Origin of the sequence: Mesorhizobium amorphae (assembly GCF_014843845.1) — a bacterium.
Lineage (GTDB): Bacteria > Pseudomonadota > Alphaproteobacteria > Rhizobiales > Rhizobiaceae > Mesorhizobium > Mesorhizobium amorphae_A.
Map to the genome: position 1 here is coordinate 21,190 of NZ_JHQS01000012.1, position 19,988 is coordinate 41,177.

General features: G+C 58.5%; 13 protein-coding genes, 4 pseudogenes and 1 riboswitch. Of the genes and pseudogenes, 8 read left to right on the plus strand and 9 right to left on the minus strand.

Annotated features, from left to right (window positions below; translation table 11 throughout):
* Positions 1 to 48: 48 nt before the first annotated feature.
* Positions 49 to 264: a hypothetical protein gene (locus DH08_RS06260; RefSeq protein WP_192178398.1), complete on the minus strand. Its 216-nt coding sequence runs from the start codon at positions 262 to 264 to the stop codon at positions 49 to 51.
* 243 nt (positions 265 to 507) lie between these two features.
* Positions 508 to 1,425, minus strand: coding sequence for an IS1595 family transposase (locus tag DH08_RS06265; protein ID WP_192178399.1), 918 nt, complete (start codon positions 1,423 to 1,425; stop codon positions 508 to 510).
* A gap of 1,180 nt (positions 1,426 to 2,605) precedes the next feature.
* Between DH08_RS06265 and DH08_RS06270 the strand changes: the two are divergent.
* Positions 2,606 to 2,869: pseudogene (locus DH08_RS06270) on the plus strand (IS110 family transposase); the annotation flags it as partial.
* Between the two features lie 195 nt (positions 2,870 to 3,064).
* On the opposite strand, the gene metE reads toward DH08_RS06270, so the two are convergent.
* The 4 genes and pseudogenes from metE to DH08_RS06290 form a co-directional block, all read right to left on the minus strand.
* Positions 3,065 to 5,416, minus strand: a complete 2,352-nt coding sequence (gene metE, locus DH08_RS06275) for a 5-methyltetrahydropteroyltriglutamate--homocysteine S-methyltransferase (RefSeq protein ID WP_192178400.1) — start codon at positions 5,414 to 5,416, stop codon at positions 3,065 to 3,067.
* Positions 5,417 to 5,510: 94 nt separating this feature from the next.
* Positions 5,511 to 5,709: riboswitch (cobalamin riboswitch) on the minus strand.
* A gap of 415 nt (positions 5,710 to 6,124) precedes the next feature.
* Positions 6,125 to 7,114 (minus strand): annotated as a pseudogene (locus tag DH08_RS06280) (adenosine kinase); the annotation flags it as partial.
* Positions 7,101 to 8,396, minus strand: coding sequence for a methionine adenosyltransferase (metK, locus tag DH08_RS06285; RefSeq protein ID WP_282595020.1), 1,296 nt, complete (start codon positions 8,394 to 8,396; stop codon positions 7,101 to 7,103). The pseudogene DH08_RS06280 and the gene metK, both read right to left, overlap by 14 nt.
* A gap of 55 nt (positions 8,397 to 8,451) precedes the next feature.
* On the minus strand, positions 8,452 to 9,789 hold the full coding sequence (locus DH08_RS06290; RefSeq protein WP_192178402.1) for a serine hydroxymethyltransferase: 1,338 nt from the start codon (positions 9,787 to 9,789) through the stop codon (positions 8,452 to 8,454).
* 101 nt (positions 9,790 to 9,890) lie between these two features.
* On the opposite strand from DH08_RS06290, the gene DH08_RS06295 reads away from it, so the two are divergent.
* The 4 genes and pseudogenes from DH08_RS06295 to DH08_RS06305 all read left to right on the plus strand — a co-directional run bounded on the left by DH08_RS06295 (position 9,891) and on the right by DH08_RS06305 (position 11,965).
* Complete coding sequence (locus DH08_RS06295) at positions 9,891 to 10,076, plus strand: hypothetical protein (protein ID WP_192178403.1); 186 nt, start codon at positions 9,891 to 9,893, stop codon at positions 10,074 to 10,076.
* 986 nt (positions 10,077 to 11,062) lie between these two features.
* On the plus strand, positions 11,063 to 11,356 hold the full coding sequence (locus DH08_RS06300; RefSeq protein ID WP_246800700.1) for a nodulation S family protein: 294 nt from the start codon (positions 11,063 to 11,065) through the stop codon (positions 11,354 to 11,356).
* Positions 11,305 to 11,440: pseudogene (locus DH08_RS36815) on the plus strand (carbamoyltransferase N-terminal domain-containing protein); the annotation flags it as partial. The gene DH08_RS06300 and the pseudogene DH08_RS36815, both read left to right, overlap by 52 nt.
* Positions 11,441 to 11,551: 111 nt before the next feature.
* Positions 11,552 to 11,965: a hypothetical protein gene (locus DH08_RS06305; RefSeq protein WP_192178404.1), complete on the plus strand. Its 414-nt coding sequence runs from the start codon at positions 11,552 to 11,554 to the stop codon at positions 11,963 to 11,965.
* Here the strand turns inward: DH08_RS06305 and DH08_RS06310 are convergent.
* The 3 genes from DH08_RS06310 to DH08_RS06320 all read right to left on the minus strand — a co-directional run bounded on the left by DH08_RS06310 (position 11,957) and on the right by DH08_RS06320 (position 17,953).
* Entirely contained in the window at positions 11,957 to 13,123 is a 1,167-nt protein-coding gene (locus DH08_RS06310; protein WP_192178405.1) for a porin, read from the minus strand. The genes DH08_RS06305 and DH08_RS06310 overlap by 9 nt on opposite strands.
* Positions 13,124 to 14,253: 1,130 nt before the next feature.
* Positions 14,254 to 14,697 carry a pseudoazurin gene (locus tag DH08_RS06315; protein ID WP_192178406.1) on the minus strand — a complete coding sequence of 148 codons (444 nt, stop codon included), beginning with the start codon at positions 14,695 to 14,697 and terminating at the stop codon, positions 14,254 to 14,256.
* 1,369 nt (positions 14,698 to 16,066) lie between these two features.
* Complete coding sequence (locus tag DH08_RS06320; protein WP_192178407.1) at positions 16,067 to 17,953, minus strand: sensor domain-containing phosphodiesterase; 1,887 nt, start codon at positions 17,951 to 17,953, stop codon at positions 16,067 to 16,069.
* A 370-nt stretch (positions 17,954 to 18,323) separates the two neighbouring features.
* Here DH08_RS06320 and DH08_RS06325 point away from each other — a divergent pair.
* The 3 genes and pseudogenes from DH08_RS06325 to DH08_RS06330 all read left to right on the plus strand — a co-directional run.
* Positions 18,324 to 19,140 (plus strand): annotated as a pseudogene (locus DH08_RS06325) (FAD-binding protein); the annotation flags it as partial.
* 83 nt (positions 19,141 to 19,223) lie between these two features.
* Positions 19,224 to 19,448 (plus strand): hypothetical protein, encoded by a 225-nt coding sequence (locus DH08_RS37325; protein ID WP_428338286.1) that lies wholly within the window; start codon positions 19,224 to 19,226, stop codon positions 19,446 to 19,448.
* A 117-nt stretch (positions 19,449 to 19,565) separates the two neighbouring features.
* Positions 19,566 to 19,928 (plus strand): hypothetical protein, encoded by a 363-nt coding sequence (locus tag DH08_RS06330; RefSeq protein ID WP_192178408.1) that lies wholly within the window; start codon positions 19,566 to 19,568, stop codon positions 19,926 to 19,928.
* Positions 19,929 to 19,988 lie beyond the last annotated feature (60 nt).

The following is a 19,988-nucleotide window of genomic DNA, read 5'->3' on the forward strand; positions in this document are numbered from 1 at the left end:
CTTGGCGAAGTGCACCATGAAATCTTTATACAGATCGGGTATGTCAGGTCACGCTTTGTAGAGTTGGTCAAACACCTTGAGGCGAGCGTCATTCTGCAAACGCTGGAAAAATGCTTCAACTTGGAACCCGCTCATTCCTGTCGATGCAGAGAACAGGTGACGGAAGGCCGTTTCGAGTTGGCAGTAGTTGAGACCGATCATACCTATAGCGTATATGTCGTCATGCCAGCCAGGCAGGTACCAAGGCCATTTAGGATCACTCATGGGTAGACCACCTGAAAGCACGATCAAGGACAGCGAGCGCTACGGCGACAACGAAGCGGAGGACCGCTTCCGGCGACTGCTCAAATCGGCCGTGAACACGCCTCCCGCTCCGCTAAAGAGCATGGCCCCGATTGGAGTGCCAGCGCAACAGAAGCGCGGGAGAAAACCTAAGTCTTCTTCCGCTTCTTCGGATGCTTCTTCCGCCAGCGCAAAAAGCGCAGGGCGCGATGGTGGAAAACCGGCCTAGTCAGGTAGGTGATAGGTCAGGCGCTTGCCGGGTGCGCCCTTGATCGCCGCATGTGTGCGGGCTTCATCCTCAACGCCAAGCGCCGAGCGATGGTTGTAGCGGAAGTCAAATTCCGCAAGATAACGGTTCAAATGCTTCTCATCGCAATGCTGATAGACGCCGCGCATGCCGCGCTTGAACACCGAAAACACGTTCTCCACGGTGTTGGTGTGAATGGTGCGGTCGCCCTCGTAGCGCACGTATTCGCCGGCTGAGTGCTTCACTGTCGAATGGTCCGCAAAGAGCTGGTCGGCATCGCCATAGAGGCGGCTTTCGTCGGTGTAGAGGTAGCTTTCGCGGGCCACGTTCTCTGCGACGATCTTGGTAACGGTCGCCTTGTCCGCGACGGCGGCATAGAACGTGCGGACGGAGCCGCCACGCTCTACCAAGGCGATAATCGGGCGCTGTCCACCATGCCCACGCTTGCCTCGTTTGGTGGTCTTCCCAAGGCGCTTCGTCGCCTCAACGGTCATTCCCTCGCCACCGAGCGGACCGAAAGTGCCATCGGCGCGCATGGCTTCGCGAATGCGGTGCGCCATGAACCAAGCCGCCTTGTAGGTGATGCCGAGCATACGATGAAGCTGGTGAGCCGAGACGCCTTTCTTGGACGAAGCCATGAGAAAGAAGCCCTGCCTCCACTTGTGCAGCGGGATATGCGAGGACTCCATTACGCTCTTGGTGGTAACGCTGAAATCCTTGCGGCATTCCGGCTCACCGCAACGGTAGACGGTCGCGCCGCACTTCTGGGTGCGCTTGGTGGCGTAGGAGCGATCAAAGGTTCCGCAATGCGGGCAAGAGCGACCTTCCGGCCAACGGATTTCCTCTAAGAGCCTACGGGCGGCTTCGTCATTGTGGAAGTGCGGTGCGGAGAACATGGCTGCGTCCCTCTCTTGCAGCCCATACTATACCTAGGGTTTGTGGTGTCAACGATATAATTAGGAATATAGTCTTCGACAGGCCGTCAACTCACTCGACATTGCGGGACCGCGTTCATTCGCCCCAACGCAGGCGGATGGAGCAAGAGACCCATAGCCTGCAAAGGTCTTATGGCCTTGAGTTGGACATGCCCTTGGATGCCGGGATAGCGCCCTATGTGCATGTCTTACGCCGGGAGGGTATCGAGACCTCGGAATCGTGCGAGGGCGGCGCACGTCACGTATTTCCAGAGCCCACCGTTCGTTTCTTTGGTGGCAAAGCAGAAGGCTTCAGGGCCTTTGCTGTGGCTACGGCCAATTGGCCTGCCTGTGCTGTCGCTGCGGCGTATCTGGGCCGTTGATGACGGCGAACTGACTGGGCCTCTCTGGGAAATGGTGTTTTCCAAAAAGGCCCAGTTTTGATTAAGACAAGCGCTTGCAGTGGTCGCACTTCGGCAAGCCACCGGTCCCGGAAACCCGGTTCTTCGTTTCGATGTTGTTGCCTTCCGTGCACTGGTTGTTGTCGTGATGGACGCTCGTGCCGGGAAGTTTTGAGTGAAAAGCCAGAACTTTAGACATTTTAGACTCCGATTCTGTTTTGTTTCAGCGAATCGATATTTATCAGAAAGGGAATGTGGAGTCTTTTTTAGATTCGAGCCTCAGTATTCCATTTTAGGGTATTGCGACGCAGAAACACTGCAACACTTTTCCCTATTGCATCGAGCCAAAACGATCGCTAAAGATTTTTGGTCTTAAGCGGGCGGATATTGCATGATTTTTCGTCGTATAGGCGTGGTCGCTCTTGGTGTGGCATCATTCATCGGCTGCGCTCATGCTCAGGAAGCCTGCGACCCCAACTACTCGGGCAGTTGTGTTCCAATAGCCAGCGACGTCGATTGTTCTTCTGGCAGTGGCAATGGCCCCGCATATGCACACGGGCCGGTCACTGTCGTAGGCACGGATATCTATGATCTGGACCGCGACCATGACGGGATAGGCTGCGAAAACGGCTAGAGCCAACGCTACCCAGCCGTAGGGGAATGGCGAGCGAGACTGACCTGATGTGGTGGACGGCCTCCGCTCCCGGCATCGCAATGTGCCAAAGTGTGGCTGTCGAAAGTCACATAAGGGAGAGCCGTCCATGGAGAAGATTACCACAATTGGTCTGGATATCGCCAAGCAGGTGTTTCAGGTCCACGGGGTCAATGGCGCTGATGCTGTCGTTGTCCGTCGCAAGCTTCGCCGCGATGATGTCGCTGGGTTCTTCAAAGCATTGCCGCCATGCCTAATCGGCATCGAGGCTTGCGCGACGGGGCACCACTGGGCTCGGGTTCTTATGTCACTGGGTCACGACGTTCGGCTGATGCCTGCATCCTACGTCAAGCCATATGTGAAGCGGCAGAAGATTGCAGCCTGGACATCGAGCCTCGAACCTCTGCCGGAGAACTTGATCGAATTGATTGCTACCCCTGACCAGCAACGCGATGCCTGCCGAAGGAAATTGTAGCCTTCCTAGAATGATTTGTTTCCAATAAAGTAATCGGTTTGGCGTATTCACGACCGATATGCGGTAACCGGTAGATCAACACTTGGTTAGGAATCAGGCCTGCACTTTCTCCCGCAGCGCGCATGCTGCCGCGACCATGTTGATGAGGGCAGGGCGGACCTCCTCCCATTTGCGTGTTTTGAGGCCACAGTCCGGATTTACCCATAGTTGGCCGTCGGACAGTCGCTCGCGGGCAAGCATGACGAGGTCCGAAATCTCGCCGACTTCCGGGACACGTGGTGAGTGAATGTCGTAGACTCCGGGACCGATTTCGTTCGGATATTTGGAGCTCGTGAAGGCGTCTAGCAGTTCCATTTTCGAGCGCGACGTCTCAATCGAAATTACATCCGCGTCCATTTCAGCGATCGAGTCGATGATCTCATTGAACTCCGAATAGCACATGTGAGTATGGATTTGGGTCGCGTCCTTTACACCCGTTGAAGCGAGCCGGAAGCATTCGACAGCCCAATCGAGGTAGACTTTCCAGGCGGACTTGCGCAGTGGCAGGCCTTCGCGAAACGCGGCCTCGTCGATCTGGATCATCCTTGCGCCGGCTCTTTCGAGGTCCGCCACTTCATCGCGGATGGCGAGCGCGATCTGGCGGCAGGCCTGGGAGCGGGGCACGTCGTCGCGAACAAAAGACCAGTTAAGAATGGTCACTGGGCCTGTGAGCATTCCCTTCACCGGCTTTTCCGTCAGCGACTGGGCAAATTGCCACCAGCGTACCGTCATCGGATTGGGCCGCGATACGTCGCCGAAGATGATGGGAGGGCGCACGTAGCGGGAGCCATAGCTTTGCACCCAGCCATGCTGGGTGAAGGCGAGGCCGGACAGCTGCTCGCCGAAATGCTGCACCATGTCGTTTCGTTCGAACTCACCGTGCACCAGCACGTCCAGCCCGGTCGCCTCCTGCCAGCGAATAGCAGCCTCCGTCTCCTTCTTCAGGAAGGTCTCGTAGTCGACATAGCTCAGCTCGCCCTTCGCATGAGCGGAGCGCGCCTTGCGCACCTCCGGCGTCTGCGGGAAGGACCCGATGGTCGTCGTAGGGAACGGCGGCAGGCCGAGCGTGCCAGCCTGAACTCGGGAACGCTCGGCAAATGCGTTCTTTCGTTGCTTCATGCGGTCGTCGATGCTGGCGATCCGCCCCTCGACGAGCGGATCATGGACCTTTGTGGACATGGCGCGCGCGGCGGCCGCCTCGGCAGAAGCTTTCAATGCGCCTGCTGCGGCCTCCCTGCCTTCGGATAAGGCTTGGGCCAGCACGACCAGCTCTTCGGTCTTCTGGGCCGCGAATGCCAGCCACGAACTGACGTCCACATCGACCGCGGTCTCCATCCGCAGGTCGATCGGCACATGAAGCATCGAGCAGGAAGGCGCGATCTCGACGCGGTCCAGGGGCCAGCCGGCGACGATCGGCTTGATGCGGTCGAGAATGGCAGGCAGGTTCGCGCGCCAGACGTTGCGGCCGTCGATCAAGCCAAGCGAGAGGACCAGATCCTTCGGTACGAGCCGACCAACCGTCTCCAACTGCTCGGGAGCGCGCACGAGATCGAGATGCAGGCCCGCCACGGGCAGAGAAATCGCCGTCTCGAGATTATCTCCCAGCGGTCCGAAATAGGTAGCCAGCATGATCTTCAGATCGGGAGCGGCTTTCGACAGCTGGCCGTAGGTGAATTCGAACGCCGCTCGTTCGTTCGGGTTAAGATCGAGCATAAGCGCCGGCTCATCAATCTGCACCCAGTCGGCTCCCGAGAGCTTCAGCCTCCGCAGGAGTTGCTCGTAGACAGGCAGCAGCCGCGGCAGGAGCGATATCGGATTGAAACCTTCGGCAGGTGACTTCGCCAGCTTGAGGAATGTGACCGGTCCAAGGATAACTGGGCGTGTGTGAATGCCGAGGGCTTTAGCCTCGAGGAAGTAATCGACCGGTTTCGCAGACAAGAGGGCGAAGGTCTGATCGTCGGTCAGCTCCGGCACCATGTAGTGATAGTTAGTGTCGAACCATTTGGTCATTTCCATCGCGGTCAAGCGGTGGCCCTGAGCCGCATGCTCGTGGCCGGCATGTCCACAACCCGCGGTCTCACCCTGCTTGCCGCGCGCCATCGCGAAGTAGATGTCGAGTGGGACCTCGCCACCCTTCCAGGCGTAACGGGACGGCACGGCGCCGACCATGGCTGCGGTGTCGAGCACATGGTCGTAGAGTGAGAAGTCGTTCGACGGGATTTTCGATACGCCGCGATCGTGCTGCTCCCTCCAGCTAGCGGCACGCAGCGCCTTCGCCGTCGCCAGAAGGTCGGCAGCAGAAGATTTTCCGGACCAGTAGCTTTCAAGCGCGAATTTCAGTTCTCGCCGGCGACCGATACGCGGCATGCCGAGCGTTGCAACAGGAATTTGCTGAGAGATAGTCATGCCATACCCCGATGGTTGGGGCGTGGGGACAAGGAAGGCGTTAGCAGGCCGGCATGAACGCCGGGCTGCCGCGGCCACCGAGACACCCCGCCCGTGGACGTTGTTCGCCGTGGCAGGTCTCCTGGCTCGCGGGTCATAGCCTCTGCCCGTCTTCCCGAGGCTGTTCGCCTCAGTGACATCGGTGGGTTGGCTCGCCGCTAACAGTTGCGGGGGCAGCGCCGGCATCGCACCGGCTTCCCTCTTAGCTCCGTTGCGGCAGCGCCGTACGGAGAACCACGACACGCAGACAATCACAGCAGTTCGCTCTCTTGTCAATCCAACATAACGAAATGTTTATGTGTTTATGTGAGTGCGCCTTTCACTCGGCGTGTTCCCCAAATTCGCTTTGATCGTTGTCGTCAGCTGTTGGCATTGCAGCCACTCTCCAGTCCGCGCAGGGCGTGGATGCCGCTGAGCGGCCGGCACATCTGCGAATTCATGATCCCGGCTCTGAACGACTTGCGGCAAATGTCGGCGTCGTGATGATCAAGATCGCCTGGAACTGCTAGCGGCAGGTACGTCAACGTTCCTGAGCCTCGACAACCGGAAACTCAGACGGAAAACCGTCATCTTTCGCCGATGCGCATGCGAGATTTCGATTTACCCGCGCTTGCCTGGACCGCCTGCACAAGGGGAAGGTGGGTAGCACGTCGCCGAAATGCCTGCCTGAAGCAACCCAGCCTGTTCAGCCTCGTGGCGCAGGTTCTGGCGCGGGCGCGGGCCGAGCTGTTGGATGACCAGCCCGGCCGCCAGGGAGCCGAGGTCGCCGCAGTCCTTCAGGCTGCGTCCGGTCGTGTAGCCATAGAGGAAACCGGCGGCGTAGAGGTCACCGGCGCCTGTCGTGTCGACCAGGTCCTTGATCGTCGTCGCCTCGATGATAACGGTCTCGTCGCCGCGCACGATGACCGAGCCCTTCTCCGAGCGGGTAACGGCGGCGATCTTGCAGTCCTTGCGGATGGCGGCCAGTGCCTCGTCGAAGGAGGCTGTCTGGTAGAGCGATTTGATCTCGTGGCTGTTGGCGAAGACGATGTCGACGGTGCCCGATCGCATCAGGTCGAGGAACTCGTCGCGGTAGCGGTCGACGCAGAACGAATCCGAAAGCGTCATCGACACTTCGCGCCCGGCGGCATGCGCCAGCCGCGCGGTCTGCCGGATCGCCTCCTTGGCGCGCGGAGGGTCCCACAGATAGCCCTCGAAATAGGTGACCGCAGCACCCGAGGCCTTGTCGGCCTCGACGTCCTCCGGGCCAAGCTCGACGCAGGCGCCGAGATAGGTGTTCATCGAGCGCTCGCCGTCCGGCGTGACGAAGATCATCGAACGCGCCGTCGGCGGCTCGCCCTCGAGCGGTTTGGTATCGAAGGCGACGCCCTGGGCCTGGATGTCATGGGTGTAGATTTCGCCGAGCGGGTCGTTCGACACCTTGCCGAAGAAGGCGGCACGGCCGCCGAAGCTGGCGATGCCCGCCGCCGTGTTGCCGGCGCTGCCGCCGGAGGCCTCGATCGCCGGCCCCATGCGGCTGTAGAGCAGTTCGGCGCGCCTGGTGTCGATCAGGTTCATCGCACCCTTGATGATGCCGTTGGTCTCGAGGAACCCCTCGTCGCACTGGGCGATGATGTCGACAATGGCATTGCCGATGCAAAGCACGTCATAGTCCGGCATCAAAGTCTCCGCTCAACGGTCCGCTGGCCTTCTGCCATGCCGGCCGGGCGGGAGTCTGGGGAGTTGGAATGGACTTTCCGCATGGCGATCGATCCGGCGTCGGCCCTCGCGCGGCGGCGAGCCCTGCCTCGCGCCGCAAGTCGTCGGCTCTGTCCGTCCTCTCCCAGGTGAACTCAGGTTCTTCGCGGCCGAAGTGCCCGTACGTGGCGGTCTTGCGGTAAATCGGGCGCAAGAGATCAAGCATCTTGATAATGCCCTTAGGTCTGAGATCGAACAGCTCAAGAATGAGCCGCTCGATCCTTTCTTCCACGATCTTCGCGGTCCCGAAAGTGTTGACCAGGACAGAAACCGGAGCGGCCACACCGATCGCGTAGGCAAGCTGAACCTCGCAGACCTCCGCAAGTCCGCTAGCCACGATATTCTTCGCGACATACCGGGCCGCATAGGCAGCCGAGCGGTCAACCTTGGATGGGTCCTTGCCCGAAAAGGCGCCGCCGCCGTGACGCCCCATCCCACCGTAGGAATCGACGATGATCTTGCGTCCAGTGAGGCCGCAGTCGCCGCGCGGCCCACCGACCACGAACCGGCCGGTTGGATTGACCAGGAACCTGGTCCCCGTCGTGTCCAAGTGGGGCGGCAAGACCGGCCTGATGATCTCCTCGATGACGCCTTCGCGGACTGTTTCTTGTGTGACCTCCTCCGCATGTTGCGTCGACAGGACTACGGTATCCAGCGCCACAGGGCGCAAACCTTCATAGCGGACGGACACTTGAGATTTTACGTCCGGACGCAGCCAGCTCAGCTGTCCCGCTTTGCGGACCTCTGCCTGTCTTTTCGTCAGACCGTGAGCGAGTTGGATCGGCAAGGGCATCAGTGTATCGGTCTCGCTGCATGCGAACCCGAACATGAGGCCCTGATCCCCAGCTCCCTGGTCGAGATCCTGCCCTCGTCCCTCGTCAACGCCCTGGCTAATGTCGGGCGACTGCTCGGTGAGAGCCAGAACGACGGCGCAACGCCGACCATCAAAGCCGATCGCATCGTCATCGTATCCAATATCGACAATCGTATCGCGGGCAACTTGGCTGTAATCGATCTGCGCATCGCTGGTGATCTCGCCAGCCAGAACGACCATCCCTGTCTTCACCAACGCTTCGCACGCGACGCGCGCCTTCGGATCGGTGCGCAGGATCGCATCCAGGATGGCATCCGAGATGTTGTCCGCCATCTTATCTGGGTGTCCGGCGCCGACGGATTCGGAAGAGAATACGAACTGCCTGGTCATGGAATGCCCTCGCTTCGGGTGTTGGAGTTGTATGGGACGTTTTGATTAGCCTGCCTTACCTGTCGGCGATGCCAGGGACCTCGAACGCGGCGCAGAAGTCGGCAACGTCTCTTCGCACCCTGGCATGGACATCTGGGTCGTCGGGCTGGCTGCAGACCGAGTCAATGAAAGCGGCGATCTGCACCATTTCCGCCTCGCGCATTCCCACGGACGTCACTGCTGGTGTCCCTAACCGGATGCCGCTTGTGAGCGCCGGATGCCGCGGGTCGCCCGGCACCATATTAAAGTTCGTAATGATGCCTGCTTCCGATAAGCGCTCGGCATAGGCTTTGCCTGACAGCGGCCGGTCCCGAAGATCAAGGATCAGCATGTGATTGTCAGTCCCCCCGGTGACCAGGTCATAACCTCGCTCCAGAAGCGCCTGGGCCAGAGCCTTGGCATTCCTGACGATCTGCTGACCGTAGACACGGAAGGACGGGCTCGCGGCTTCCTGCAAAGCGACAGCTAGCGCGGCGATGATATTCATATGCGGTCCGCCCTGCAGGAGAGGGAACACCGCACGGTCTATACGTTTGGCGAGGTTGTGTTTGCTCTTCGGATGATAGAGCGCATGATAGCGGTCTTCATTCCTTGACAAAATGAAGCCACCGCGGGGACCGCGTATCGACTTGTGAGAGGTGCTGCTGACGACATCGCAATGGCGCACGGGACTCGGATGCGCACCTGCCACGATCAGGCCGCTGATGTGCGCAATGTCGGCCACCAGATAGGAGTTCACCTCCGAAGCGATTTCCGCCATTGCCGCGTAGTCAAAGATACGCGGATAAGCAGTTCCGCCGACCCAAATGAGTTTCGGCCGTTCCCGCTTGGCCGTCTCGTGCAAGCGATGATAGTCAATTTGCTGCGTCTTTTCGTGGAGGCCATAGGGGACGCGCTTATAATCAGAGCCGGAGAAGTTGACGGCCCAACCATGAGTGAGATGACCGCCACCGGGGAGGGACAAGCCCATGACTTTATCCCCGGGGCTCAAAAGCGCGCGATAGACAGCCTGATTGGCCGGCGAGCCGGAATAAGGCTGGACGTTGGCGTGTTCGCTGCCAAATAGCGCCTTCAAGCGCTCAATGGCGAGGTTCTCAAGCTCGTCGACGATCTCGTTTCCCGCGTAGTAGCGCGCGCCGGGGTACCCCTCGGCGTACTTGTTCGTAAAAATCGAGCCAGTCGCTTCCAGCACGGCCGAGGAGGCGAAGTTTTCGGAAGCGATCAGTTTGAGCGTCGTCCGCTCCTGCCGCTCTTGTCTTAGGAGCAGTTCGTGAACGCGATAATCGACCGCGGCCAAGGGAGACCGTCCGAGGGTGTCGGGCAGCACGATCGCGCCGACGGCGGAGTTGTCCATTGTATTTCGCGCTCCAATTGGATTGATCTATTTCACGAGCAAGCAGGCGGTCCCTTCGACCGCGCGTCTTGTATCGCTTCGAGCCGTTGTAGGTCTCGTTTATGATAGCCATCGCCCTGGGGCAGGAGATCGACCAACAATTGAACCAGCCCGCCGTCCTTGCCTCCTGCTTTGAGATGGTACGAGGACCACGGACGTTGTTCGTTGCAGCAAAGAAAGTCGGCTCTGACGAGCAGCCGTACGTGTCGCACAACGTGCTCGCGACGCAGACCCAGGATCTCCGCTAGCTGGCAGACAGTTAGGTCCGCATGCGCGCAAAGGCCCAGGATTCGAAGGCGATCAAGATGCGCCGCCGTCCGTAGGCGACTGACCAGTGTCATCATTGGCCAGCCTCAAGCCACATAGAAAGACTGGGCACTTGTCCTACTGACTTTGCCATTTGGAGTTCTCCGTAGATACTACAGCTTTCGCACGAATTATGTTTTTGCTTTCAAGCGAACAGATACTCACGCTGGTCGCGAGGGTACATGTTTGTTTTGTAAGCATGAATTGTTTAGAGCCGACGGTTGCGGCGTTCAAAGAACCAAGATGAGCGCTATTCTTGCCATTTCCTTCAAACCAGAGATTGCATGCTGTTCTTTGGTCGCGGCACCACGCGTCTTGACCCGCTAACCTCAGATGTTGCGATAAGCGTACCATTCACAGCGGTTTGGAGTTGCTAAGTGTCTATGAATTTCTTTGAAGGATCTGTTGCAACGCAGGCTCTTCTTCACTGATGTCATCACGCCCGCACGGCCAGCGAGCCGCCGATCGCGATCGCGTTCGCCTTCCGCTGCCTTCATCGGCCGAACCATGTCGGCGAGGAACGAACCCTCCGTAAATAGCTTGTCGCGGAAACAGGTTCATAGCCGCGCGATGCCGCTCATGGCCGCCTGGCTCAATTTGATGCTGCGTGCTTGGTATCCACAGTGTGGATGGGCTGCATCAAAAAAATCGATTTGGCGGATCTTTCGAAATGCGCCATTCAAAAAAACGAGACCACGGGCATCGACCCGAATTTTGCCAGCGGGCACGATTTGGGTGGGAACCCTTAGCTATCGCGACATCTGACGGCGTTTGCGGCGATGAGTGATTGTGACTTACCAAGCTGGACGTGTCTTGAGGCAGGACACAAATTATCGACTGTTGAATCGGGGCATTAGTCCTGGACGATCCGTCGCAGCTCGCCAGGAATCCGTTCGAGCCGGTGCGTCAAGGACTCGGCGCATATCACATGGATAGTCTCCGACGCGGCCATCCGGGCGCGGGTGCTTGCGCCAGGTGGCATCTGGTTTTCGGATCGGCGCGCGATACCACTTGCCGGCACTGGAGTCGCGCCGCTGGTGCCGAGACGGTCATGCCCGTGCCGAACCAGACGTTGATTGAGGGCGAGCGTCCGCGGTGCCGGGGGGTGAATCGATCAGCCAAGACTGCTCGCCCGCTTCTGGAGTCCGATTCGGCTTTCGGACGACGCGAATTGCCGGCGATAGCATCAACTGCACGCATGACGGGGCGATCGCCCTGTTGATGACGGCGGCTCATCTTTTGCATTGAGCAGGAGAAGCGGAGCAACAAGCTGCGATATCAAGCCATCGGCAATCTCGACGCAATTGGTGGCCCACCATCCACGCTGCGTGGAGGGTGATGTTTGCTTTGGAATACAAGGCTTACCAGCGCCGTTCTCCTTTTTTCATTCTGATTAGACAGCATGAGGACCGGAACAATGTCTTACGAAGCGATCTTTAGCCTTGGATCGGACTGCACCCCTGCCAACCAAATTAGACGATATTTCAAAGGGCGCCCGAGTAGCTGCTTTGATTGGCTTGTGACGCCTGTAGCCTCCATCGAACGAATATTGGCGGACGATGGATCACATTTTGGGCTTCGTGTATCAGCGTGCTTCAATGGTACGACTGCTCTTTGCGAGAATTACGGGATTATCTACCATCATGAGTTCGAGAGGAAAAAGTCCAACGCAGTGATTTTTACGCCGGAGTCTTTACAATCTTGTCGTGATAAGCTGATTTACAAATACAACAAGGTGCTTGATATAGCTAGGACGCGCAAAACGTTGTTTGTGCGCTATACCGCTCAATCGGACGCCGAGATTCAGCTTCTCATTCAATGGCTAGAATGAGCTTTGGAAACGGAGGATGCCGCCGACGCTGTTCTTTTTGTCGGCGTCAGTCCAGTTTGCGTTGGAAGGGCCGACCATGCCGACGCCGAAGTTGCCATAGTGGTCATAGTCGACTTCGACTATAACCGTGAAACCTGGGGCGACCGTATAGGCGACGTTTGTAGCCAGACCATAGTTCTTGAGCTGATCACCCGAGACCTGAAGGTTGAACGAAGTTGTCTCGTTGAACTTGTAAGTAGCGCCGACCCATAAAGCCCAGTTGCCGCCCCAAATTTTGTAGAAGCCGCGACCATGAGCGTCGATTGCTTTGGTCGAGTCATCGTTTAGCTTGCCGTTGGAGCCGTAGCCGAACATCCCGAATAGCGACAGTTCGTGGGTGACATCGAAGTCGACGCGGACCTTGCCGGCCACCGATTCATAGTTGCTATCATAAGCGACAACACCGGTGATCGCGCCCCAGCCTTGCGTGTATTTAACGCCGCCCACGACGTGCGGAACATAGCTGTTGATAGTGCCGACCACGCCCGAGCCCTCTTCGAGTGAAGCCAAAGCCGAAAAGCCGTTACCCGCGTCAAAGTAGTACTGAACCACATTGGTATCGAAGTCGCCGTACGGAACAGCCATCTGATTGAGGATGTTGCCAGGGTAGCCAATAAACGTGTCGAAGGCCGACCAGTCCTTACCAACTCGGAGGCCACCAAGCTGAAGCCAGGCGAAAGTCAACTTGATGCCACTGTTGAAGGCATAGTTCTGAGGACTGTCCAGACCCGAGTAAGCGTTGCGGTTACCGAAGTTCATGCCGGTTTCGGTATAGGTTTTCAAAGTGCCGAGTTCGGTCTCCTGGCCTGTCCAAGTTTTCAACGTGAAGCGCGTGTTGTTTCGCCATGTGCCCTGATCCTCGCCAGTCCTCACATCGGAGGTTCTTGCGCCGTCATATGATCTGACATCGCCGAGGCCGATGTCGTAACGGACGTAGCCGCCGATACGCACGCAGCTCTCGGTGCCACGAATATAGAAATAGCCCGAACCGTAGACGTCGCAGATCTTGACATATTCGGTCGGTTCCGGCTCGGCGGCCGTCACCGCGTCGGCGGCGCGAGCACCGGAGACTGCGATCAGGGCCGCAGCTGAGTCGAGAAGAATGCTCGTGATGTTCATTCTTGATCTCCGTTCAAAGATTAAAAAGGGCGGGAAGAACGTCAAAGAACGACAATTGTTCAAGAACAAAGTTGACGAAGCTAACGTAAGATTTTTGACATCTGTCCTATTTGTGTCTGAACGAAGATTGGTTTCTGCAGTACTGGGCATTCGTACGGTTAGGTGAATTGTAGAATTTATACATGACCTGGAGCACTAGAGAGCCGACCTGAGTTAGGCTCAAAGAAGCGCAACATGACTGCAGCTCTTATGCCTCGACTCGCTGCGCCTCGACGCAGCTCTTCAGCTAAAGTCTTCGGTTGCCTCGGGGGAATTCAGCACTTCTGAGCCAATCTCCATGGTCATCTCCGCTAGTTCTGGGTAGACCGTCACAACGGCTTCCAAAGTTGACTGTGCAAATGACGTGCCATCCCAAGACGTAGCTGCGCGCTGACCCCCAAGTTGGCCGGCGCACTTTGGTCGCGCTTCATTCTTTTTGGCTTTGAGGGTCAAGCTGAACACGAAAAGCAAACGTTTGGGATGTGGTTCGTCTGTTCGATACGCGACAATTTCGTTCAATGGCGACAGCTTTTGTTTGCTATGAAACCTCGAGATTGAGACATCTTGCGGCGGCACCGTCTCGGTACGTCAGGCGAGATGCCCCACTGACGCCGACATAATAGTCACGAGCGAGGTCGGGCATGCGGCTCTTGGAGCATGGCCCAGGCCGTAAGCGTCATCGTTAGGGCGGAGGGCCACGCCTCGGTCGTGGCGAAGCTGGTCGTGATCCCAGGCGCCAGCTTGCCAATCAGATCCGGACAAAGTGATTTTCGCAAGGCTGAGAAGATCGACACGGGCAAACCGAAGCGAGGACGCCTCGGAGAGGTTGACGTGGCCGATCTGGGAAGTATCCCGTGTCCGGAGGGGAAGCCCGTGCTACGTATTTTCCGAAGTTGAAGCTGGCTGTCGTCGCGGTTTTTCCGGCCTATCGGCAGTAGGCGGACCTTCCTTTCTGGCCCTGACAAACTCTCGGTCGCCCGGATGGCAAGGGTGGAAAGGATGCGGTGCTGAAGCGACCGATGGATCCCCAGAGCCTTCCGGCTTTGGCGAAGGCCGGACGGACCTCTTGGTCGTCCGGCCTTCGGCTGGGATCAGTTCGCCTTCGTCACCTGGCTGAACAGGTCAGGGAATACGGTCCTGGCCTTGCCGACCTGCTTGACGGCCTGCGCCGCGTCGAGGTTCACGGGCTTGCCGATCACGATCAGCGCCACCATGCCCAGACCGTAATGCGGATTGCATTTCACGCCGTAGACGCCCTCTTGCGTCAGGGTCACGGTGATCGTTTCACCAACCTTGCCCTTGAACTCCTGGGCGCCGTCGGGGATCATTCCCTGGATGGTTTCGACATTGTGGGTCTTGTCGCCAGGCACAAACTTGACCGTGTCGCCCAGTGCCGCCTTGATGAAATTGGGCTGGAAGACCATGGAACCCTTGTCTCCCTTTGTCAGCAACTGGACAATGTGTTCCTCGGCATTTGCGGCGCCGGCAAGAGCGAGCAGGGCGGCGGCGGCGGCGGTAATCAGGCGAAGTTTCATGGGAAAGTCCTTTCTTGAGTGCGTCACGGCTTCAACCGTTGCAACTTTCTAGCCACGGCGCGGGCTAGCGATTTGCGCTGGCGCAACTGATGCGCGAAATATAGCTGGGCCGCCTGGCGCCGCTGTGGAGTCATGAGGCAGCGAGGAGCTAAGTTGCCGCTTGACCGCTCGGTTATCGCGCGACTGTCGCTGTTCGGGGGCCTGAACTCGGCGGAACTCGACAGCGTTCTCAAGGACCCCCGTCCGTACGGTTTGCGAAGGAGTCGCCGATCTTCGAGCGGGAGTCCGAGGCGCGCTAATTCTATGTGCTGCTTGCAGGGCATGTCGTGCTGAGCATGTGTCCAGCGAGCTCCGACTGCGTCAGCATGGAATGGCTGCTTGCAGCCCATTCTGTAACATTCCATCGGACAAAGGAGGGGTATGAAAGGGGCCGCGCTTAAGATCGGAAGAGGATGCAGAGGAGACACAATGAAAATCGCAGCACTCGCAGCGGCGGTGATGGTCGCCACGACCTCGGCCCAAGCTTGCGACCATGCGATAGTTCCTTCCAACTGGAAATCGTGCGCAATAGGACCACTAAGCGAAAACGGTGGAAAAGCTGATTGGGCTGCGATTCCCGCATGGACTATGAATCCAGCTATCCGGCCATATTTTCTTGATGATCCTCGGTTGCTGGCTAACCATGGTCTATGCAACACGAAATATCACCGCGTCACTTTATGTCTCCCAGGATGGCAAGAGAGCTGGGATAAAGACGCGTGTTGAGTATCTGATTTGAGGCGGGTTCCAGGCGCAACGCTGATAAGGCTGGCTTGTCTTAAATTCTTAAACAGGCGCTGCATCATTAATTCTTGGCCGAAGCTCCTCCGGTCAGGAAGCGAAATTCTGTAGTGCGGTCACAACAAGATCAAGATCAGTGCACACGTCCATTCGGAACTTCAAAATGGCGCTGGTGGCGCCTCAGGACGCTCACGGACGCGCCGGCCAATGCCGAGCTGGGGACGATTCGCGCCTGATTTGAGGGCGCGCTCGCGAGCGGCTTTGCTACCGCCGAGCTACACCACCTATGAGGATGCGACCCCAGTCGCTGCTTTTGATTGCGAGGCGATACCGCCCCCCCGGTCATATGCTTCGTCCCACATGCGACCAAACACGCCGGCACTCATCATCCCAAAGCGCCTCGTCAATCTCGTCGGAATGGATCGCTCATGCCAGCCGGTGACTGCCCCGACCGTGGGCGACCGAAAGCCTTGCGAATAAGCTGTGACGCGGATGGCAGGCGCATATTTGTCTCCTTTTCGGGCACTTTTCTGCGGACCGCCACAGCATCCTTTATCGGCTGTTCAAACTACCCCAGGAAGGATTTCTGTCAGGCAATCAGATCGATTGGGTTCGCTATGCCGCTCGCCACCCTGGTTTCCTCAGCAGGTGGTCGCCCGAACCGCTTCAAAAGGTCTTTCGCTATTTGACGTGGTACCGCTTGCGAAAACAGATACCCCTGACCGAGTTGGCACCCGATCTCTGCAAGTAAAACGGCCTGGGCTTCGTTCTCGATGCCTTCGGCGATGACCTGGATGTCGAGCTTGCGAGCGATGCCAACCAAGCCCTCGACGATGGCCAGGCTCGGATCTCCCTGGACAAGGCGATCAATGAAGGATTTGTCGATCTTGACGATATCGACCGGCACCGTCAGCAAATGCGTGAGCGAAGCGAAGCCGGTCCCGAAATCATCGAGTGCGACACGCAGGCCATGGGCTCGCAACGCCTTGATCTCCCGAGCGACGACCGGATCGCGCTGGCCGAGATAGACCGACTCCGTTACCTCCAAAATGATATGCTTCAACGGAACGTTCTCGCGGCCGAAGGCGGCTTCGAGACGCGCGTAAAGCGTGCCGCTATGAAAATCGGCTGAGGTAATGTTGATGCCGACATGCTGCAACGGAATACCTTGATCCAGCCACGAGCGCGCGTCCGCTGCGACGATCGCCATCATGCGTTCCGTCAGATGCGAGGCGACGCTGACATCGGAGGTCGCCTGATGAAAAGCAGCGGCGGAAACGACCTCGCCATCCGGCTTGCGAAGGCGGCATAGGGCCTCCATGCCGACGATCACACGGGTGTCGAGCCGCAGGATCGGCTGATAGAACGCGTCGATCCGGCCTTCGCGCAAAGCCGCGTCGACATCGCGGATCACCTCGATTCGGGTCTTGATTGCGCTGCCGATTCCCGGCGAGTACAGCACGAAGCCGCCCCGCGAAGTTTCCTTGGCGTGGTAGAGCGCGAAATCGGCGTTTTGGCGCACGCTTTTCGCATCGACGTCCCCCGCCGACAGCACTGCGCCGCCGATGGTAGCCTGTGCCAGGATCATGTGCCCGTCGCAGTCGGCGGGCACAGCCAGAGTGTCGAGAATATGACGCGCCGTGCTCTCGATGTCGGCGGGCGCTCCGGCTCGCTGCAGGATCACAGCGAACTCGTCGCCGCCCATGCGGAACACACGGTCAGGCGCCACGCTTTCGGCGAGACGCGACGCTACCACCTGAAGCAAAGCATCGCCGGCCGCATGGCCGAAAGTGTCGTTGATGGTCTTCAGGTTGTCGAGGTCGATGATCAGGACCGCCCAGGCGCTAGGTTGGCCAAAGGACAGCCGCTCCAGGGCGACGTCCAAACTCGCCCGGTTCGGCAGGTTGGTGAGGGCATCGACATAGGCGCCGCGCTCGCCCTCGATGACCCGCTGGTGACGCTCAAGCGCGATGGCGCACAGGGAGGTGCACGAGGCGACGACCTCCTCCTCGCGCGGGGTGGGGCCGCGCTTCTCCGTAAAGTACAGGGCAAAGGTGCCGAGCACAGCGCCCGCGGCGTCGCAGATCGGGCTCGACCAGCAGGCCTTCAGGCCCAGCGCCAGGACTGGCTCCTTGAAGCTGACCCAGCGCGGGTCGGTCGCGATGTCCTTCGCAGCCACGGGCATTCCGAGATAGGCCGCACTGCCGCAGGAGCCCACAAGCGGGCCGATCATCAGGCCGTCGAGAAGAGCCATATATTCATTCGGGAAGCTGGAACCTGGGAGGGGATGCAACAAGCCATTACCGTCAACGCGCAGAACGGAACACCTGACGCCCGGCAACAGTTTCTCGATCTGGCGGCAAAGACGGTCCGTCGTCGCTTCGAGCGTTTCGCCCCTGGCGATCATTTCGAGAATATTGTTCTGGAGATGCAGCACGTTAACCCGCCAATACGTGTGCGCAAGTACCTGTAGCATTCCTGGTGAAATCACCCTGATGAGGCGCAGTGCACAAGATGACGATGTCAGGTAATCCTTTATAAGTGTTATCTTTCGCCACTGACAAACCGGGGCCAGGACTCATTAATCAGAGCCAGAAGATAACGGCTGCTGCGATGCAGATGGAAAGGCGGATGCCGGTCCACGGATTTTCGGCAAGTGCAAAGGCGAAGCTGTCGGTTCGAGGCTCCCCTCAGACGCAATGCGGCAAGCCGGACTTATCGCGGTTTCAATAAGCATGCTGAACGCAGGCAATTTATTGCGTGTCCATGTTCCGCTGATCCCTAAGATGGGGCGAACCATCAGGGAACGCCGTGATACCTCTTGAGCTCAAGGTCACTGCCGCGTCACGGCCGGACCGATGGCGGCGCTCAAGGCGAAGCAGAAAAATCCCGCTCTGAATGTCGTCCTGCTCGAAAAGGCCAATGTGAAGCGTTCCGGAGCTATCTGCATGGGCATGGACGGGCTGAACAACGCCGTCGTCCCAGGATATGCGACGCCCGAGCAATACACCAAGGAGATCACGATCGCCATGACGGCATTGTCGATCAGGCGCCGGTCTTCAAATATGCCTCGCGCTGCTATGACATCATCCAGGAACTTGACGGTTTCGGCATCCGTTTCCAGAAGAACGCCAATGGCGATTTCGACCTGACGAAGGTCCACCATCTCGGAACCTATGTGCTGCCGATGCCGAATGGCGATACCGTCAAGAAGGCGCTCTACCGGCAGATCAGGCGCAAAAGGATATTGGTCTCCAACCGCTTCATGGCAACGCGCCTGTTGACTGCCAACGACGGCAGGATCGCGGGCGCCACAGCTGTGAACACGCGCACGGCTGAATTCCTCGTGCTGCGTGCCAAGACCGTGATCCTCTGCATGGGCGCGGCGGGCCGGCTCGGATTGCCGCATGCCGGCTATCTCTTCGGAACCTATGAGAATCCGACCAATCCGGTGACGGTTATGCCATGGCCTATCATGCGGGTGCCGCGCTCGCGAATCGCGAATGCTATCAGATCAAGCCGCTGATCAAGGACTATAACGGCCCGGCTTGCGCTTACGTGGCCGGTCCGTTCGGAGCCTATACCGCCAACAGTGAAGGCAATCGCTTCATCGAAAGCGACTACTGGTCGGGACAGATGATGCAGGAATTCTACAACGAACTGACGCGGCGTGAAGACGGCATCCCGCCCAACCAGCTGGAATACAAGACAACGACTATCTGCAGCCGCCCAAGGTGACGGCCAGGATGCAGATCGGCCAGGCGCGGCTCGCGGAGATCAGGGATGATCTTGAAACCGCCCTTGTCGCGCGCGACGCACATGAGCTGATGCGTTCGCTCGAAGTGTCGTCCATTCTCGACTGCGCCGTCATGGCGGCGCATGCCTCGCGAGTTCTCGGCACGATTGTTAAGTTCCCCTGTGCGAGCGATGCTCGACTTGCGGCACCACCTAGGAGCGCGATTTGTCGATGATCATGCCCCTTGAGGGCGCAGCCCTGCCTTCAGCAACGGGTCAGTAGGCGCTTGGGAGCCTTAGCATTGCGGCGGACCTGGACCATCTCGTTCAGCACATTCCCGTTCTGATAGACGGTGGTCACTGCCAATGCCTATGGCCGGCAGTCGATACCACGAGCTCATCGAGATGCCAGATATCGCTACGCGAGGGCGTCTTACGAGCCAGCTGGCGAGCAAAGTCTGGTTCCGACGCCGTATCGTCTCGTGGGATATGGCAATGCCGCGCTCCAGCAGAATCTCTGCGACCAGCCGCAGACTGAAGCGAAAGCGATGGCAGAACCAAACGGCGTGCGAGATGGTCTCGGCGGGAAAGCGATGGCGCTTATGGCTGACCGGCCAAGTGTTCATACCCAAGCCATCCAGCCAAGACTGATCGGCGACATCGCCCGCGTGAGCATTCACATTGGCAAAATACAAGGTTCGCGCCAAAGCGAATGATTTGACATAGCGCAGAGACACAGGAGAGCGAAGCGGTAAGGATGATGGTTATCAGCATAG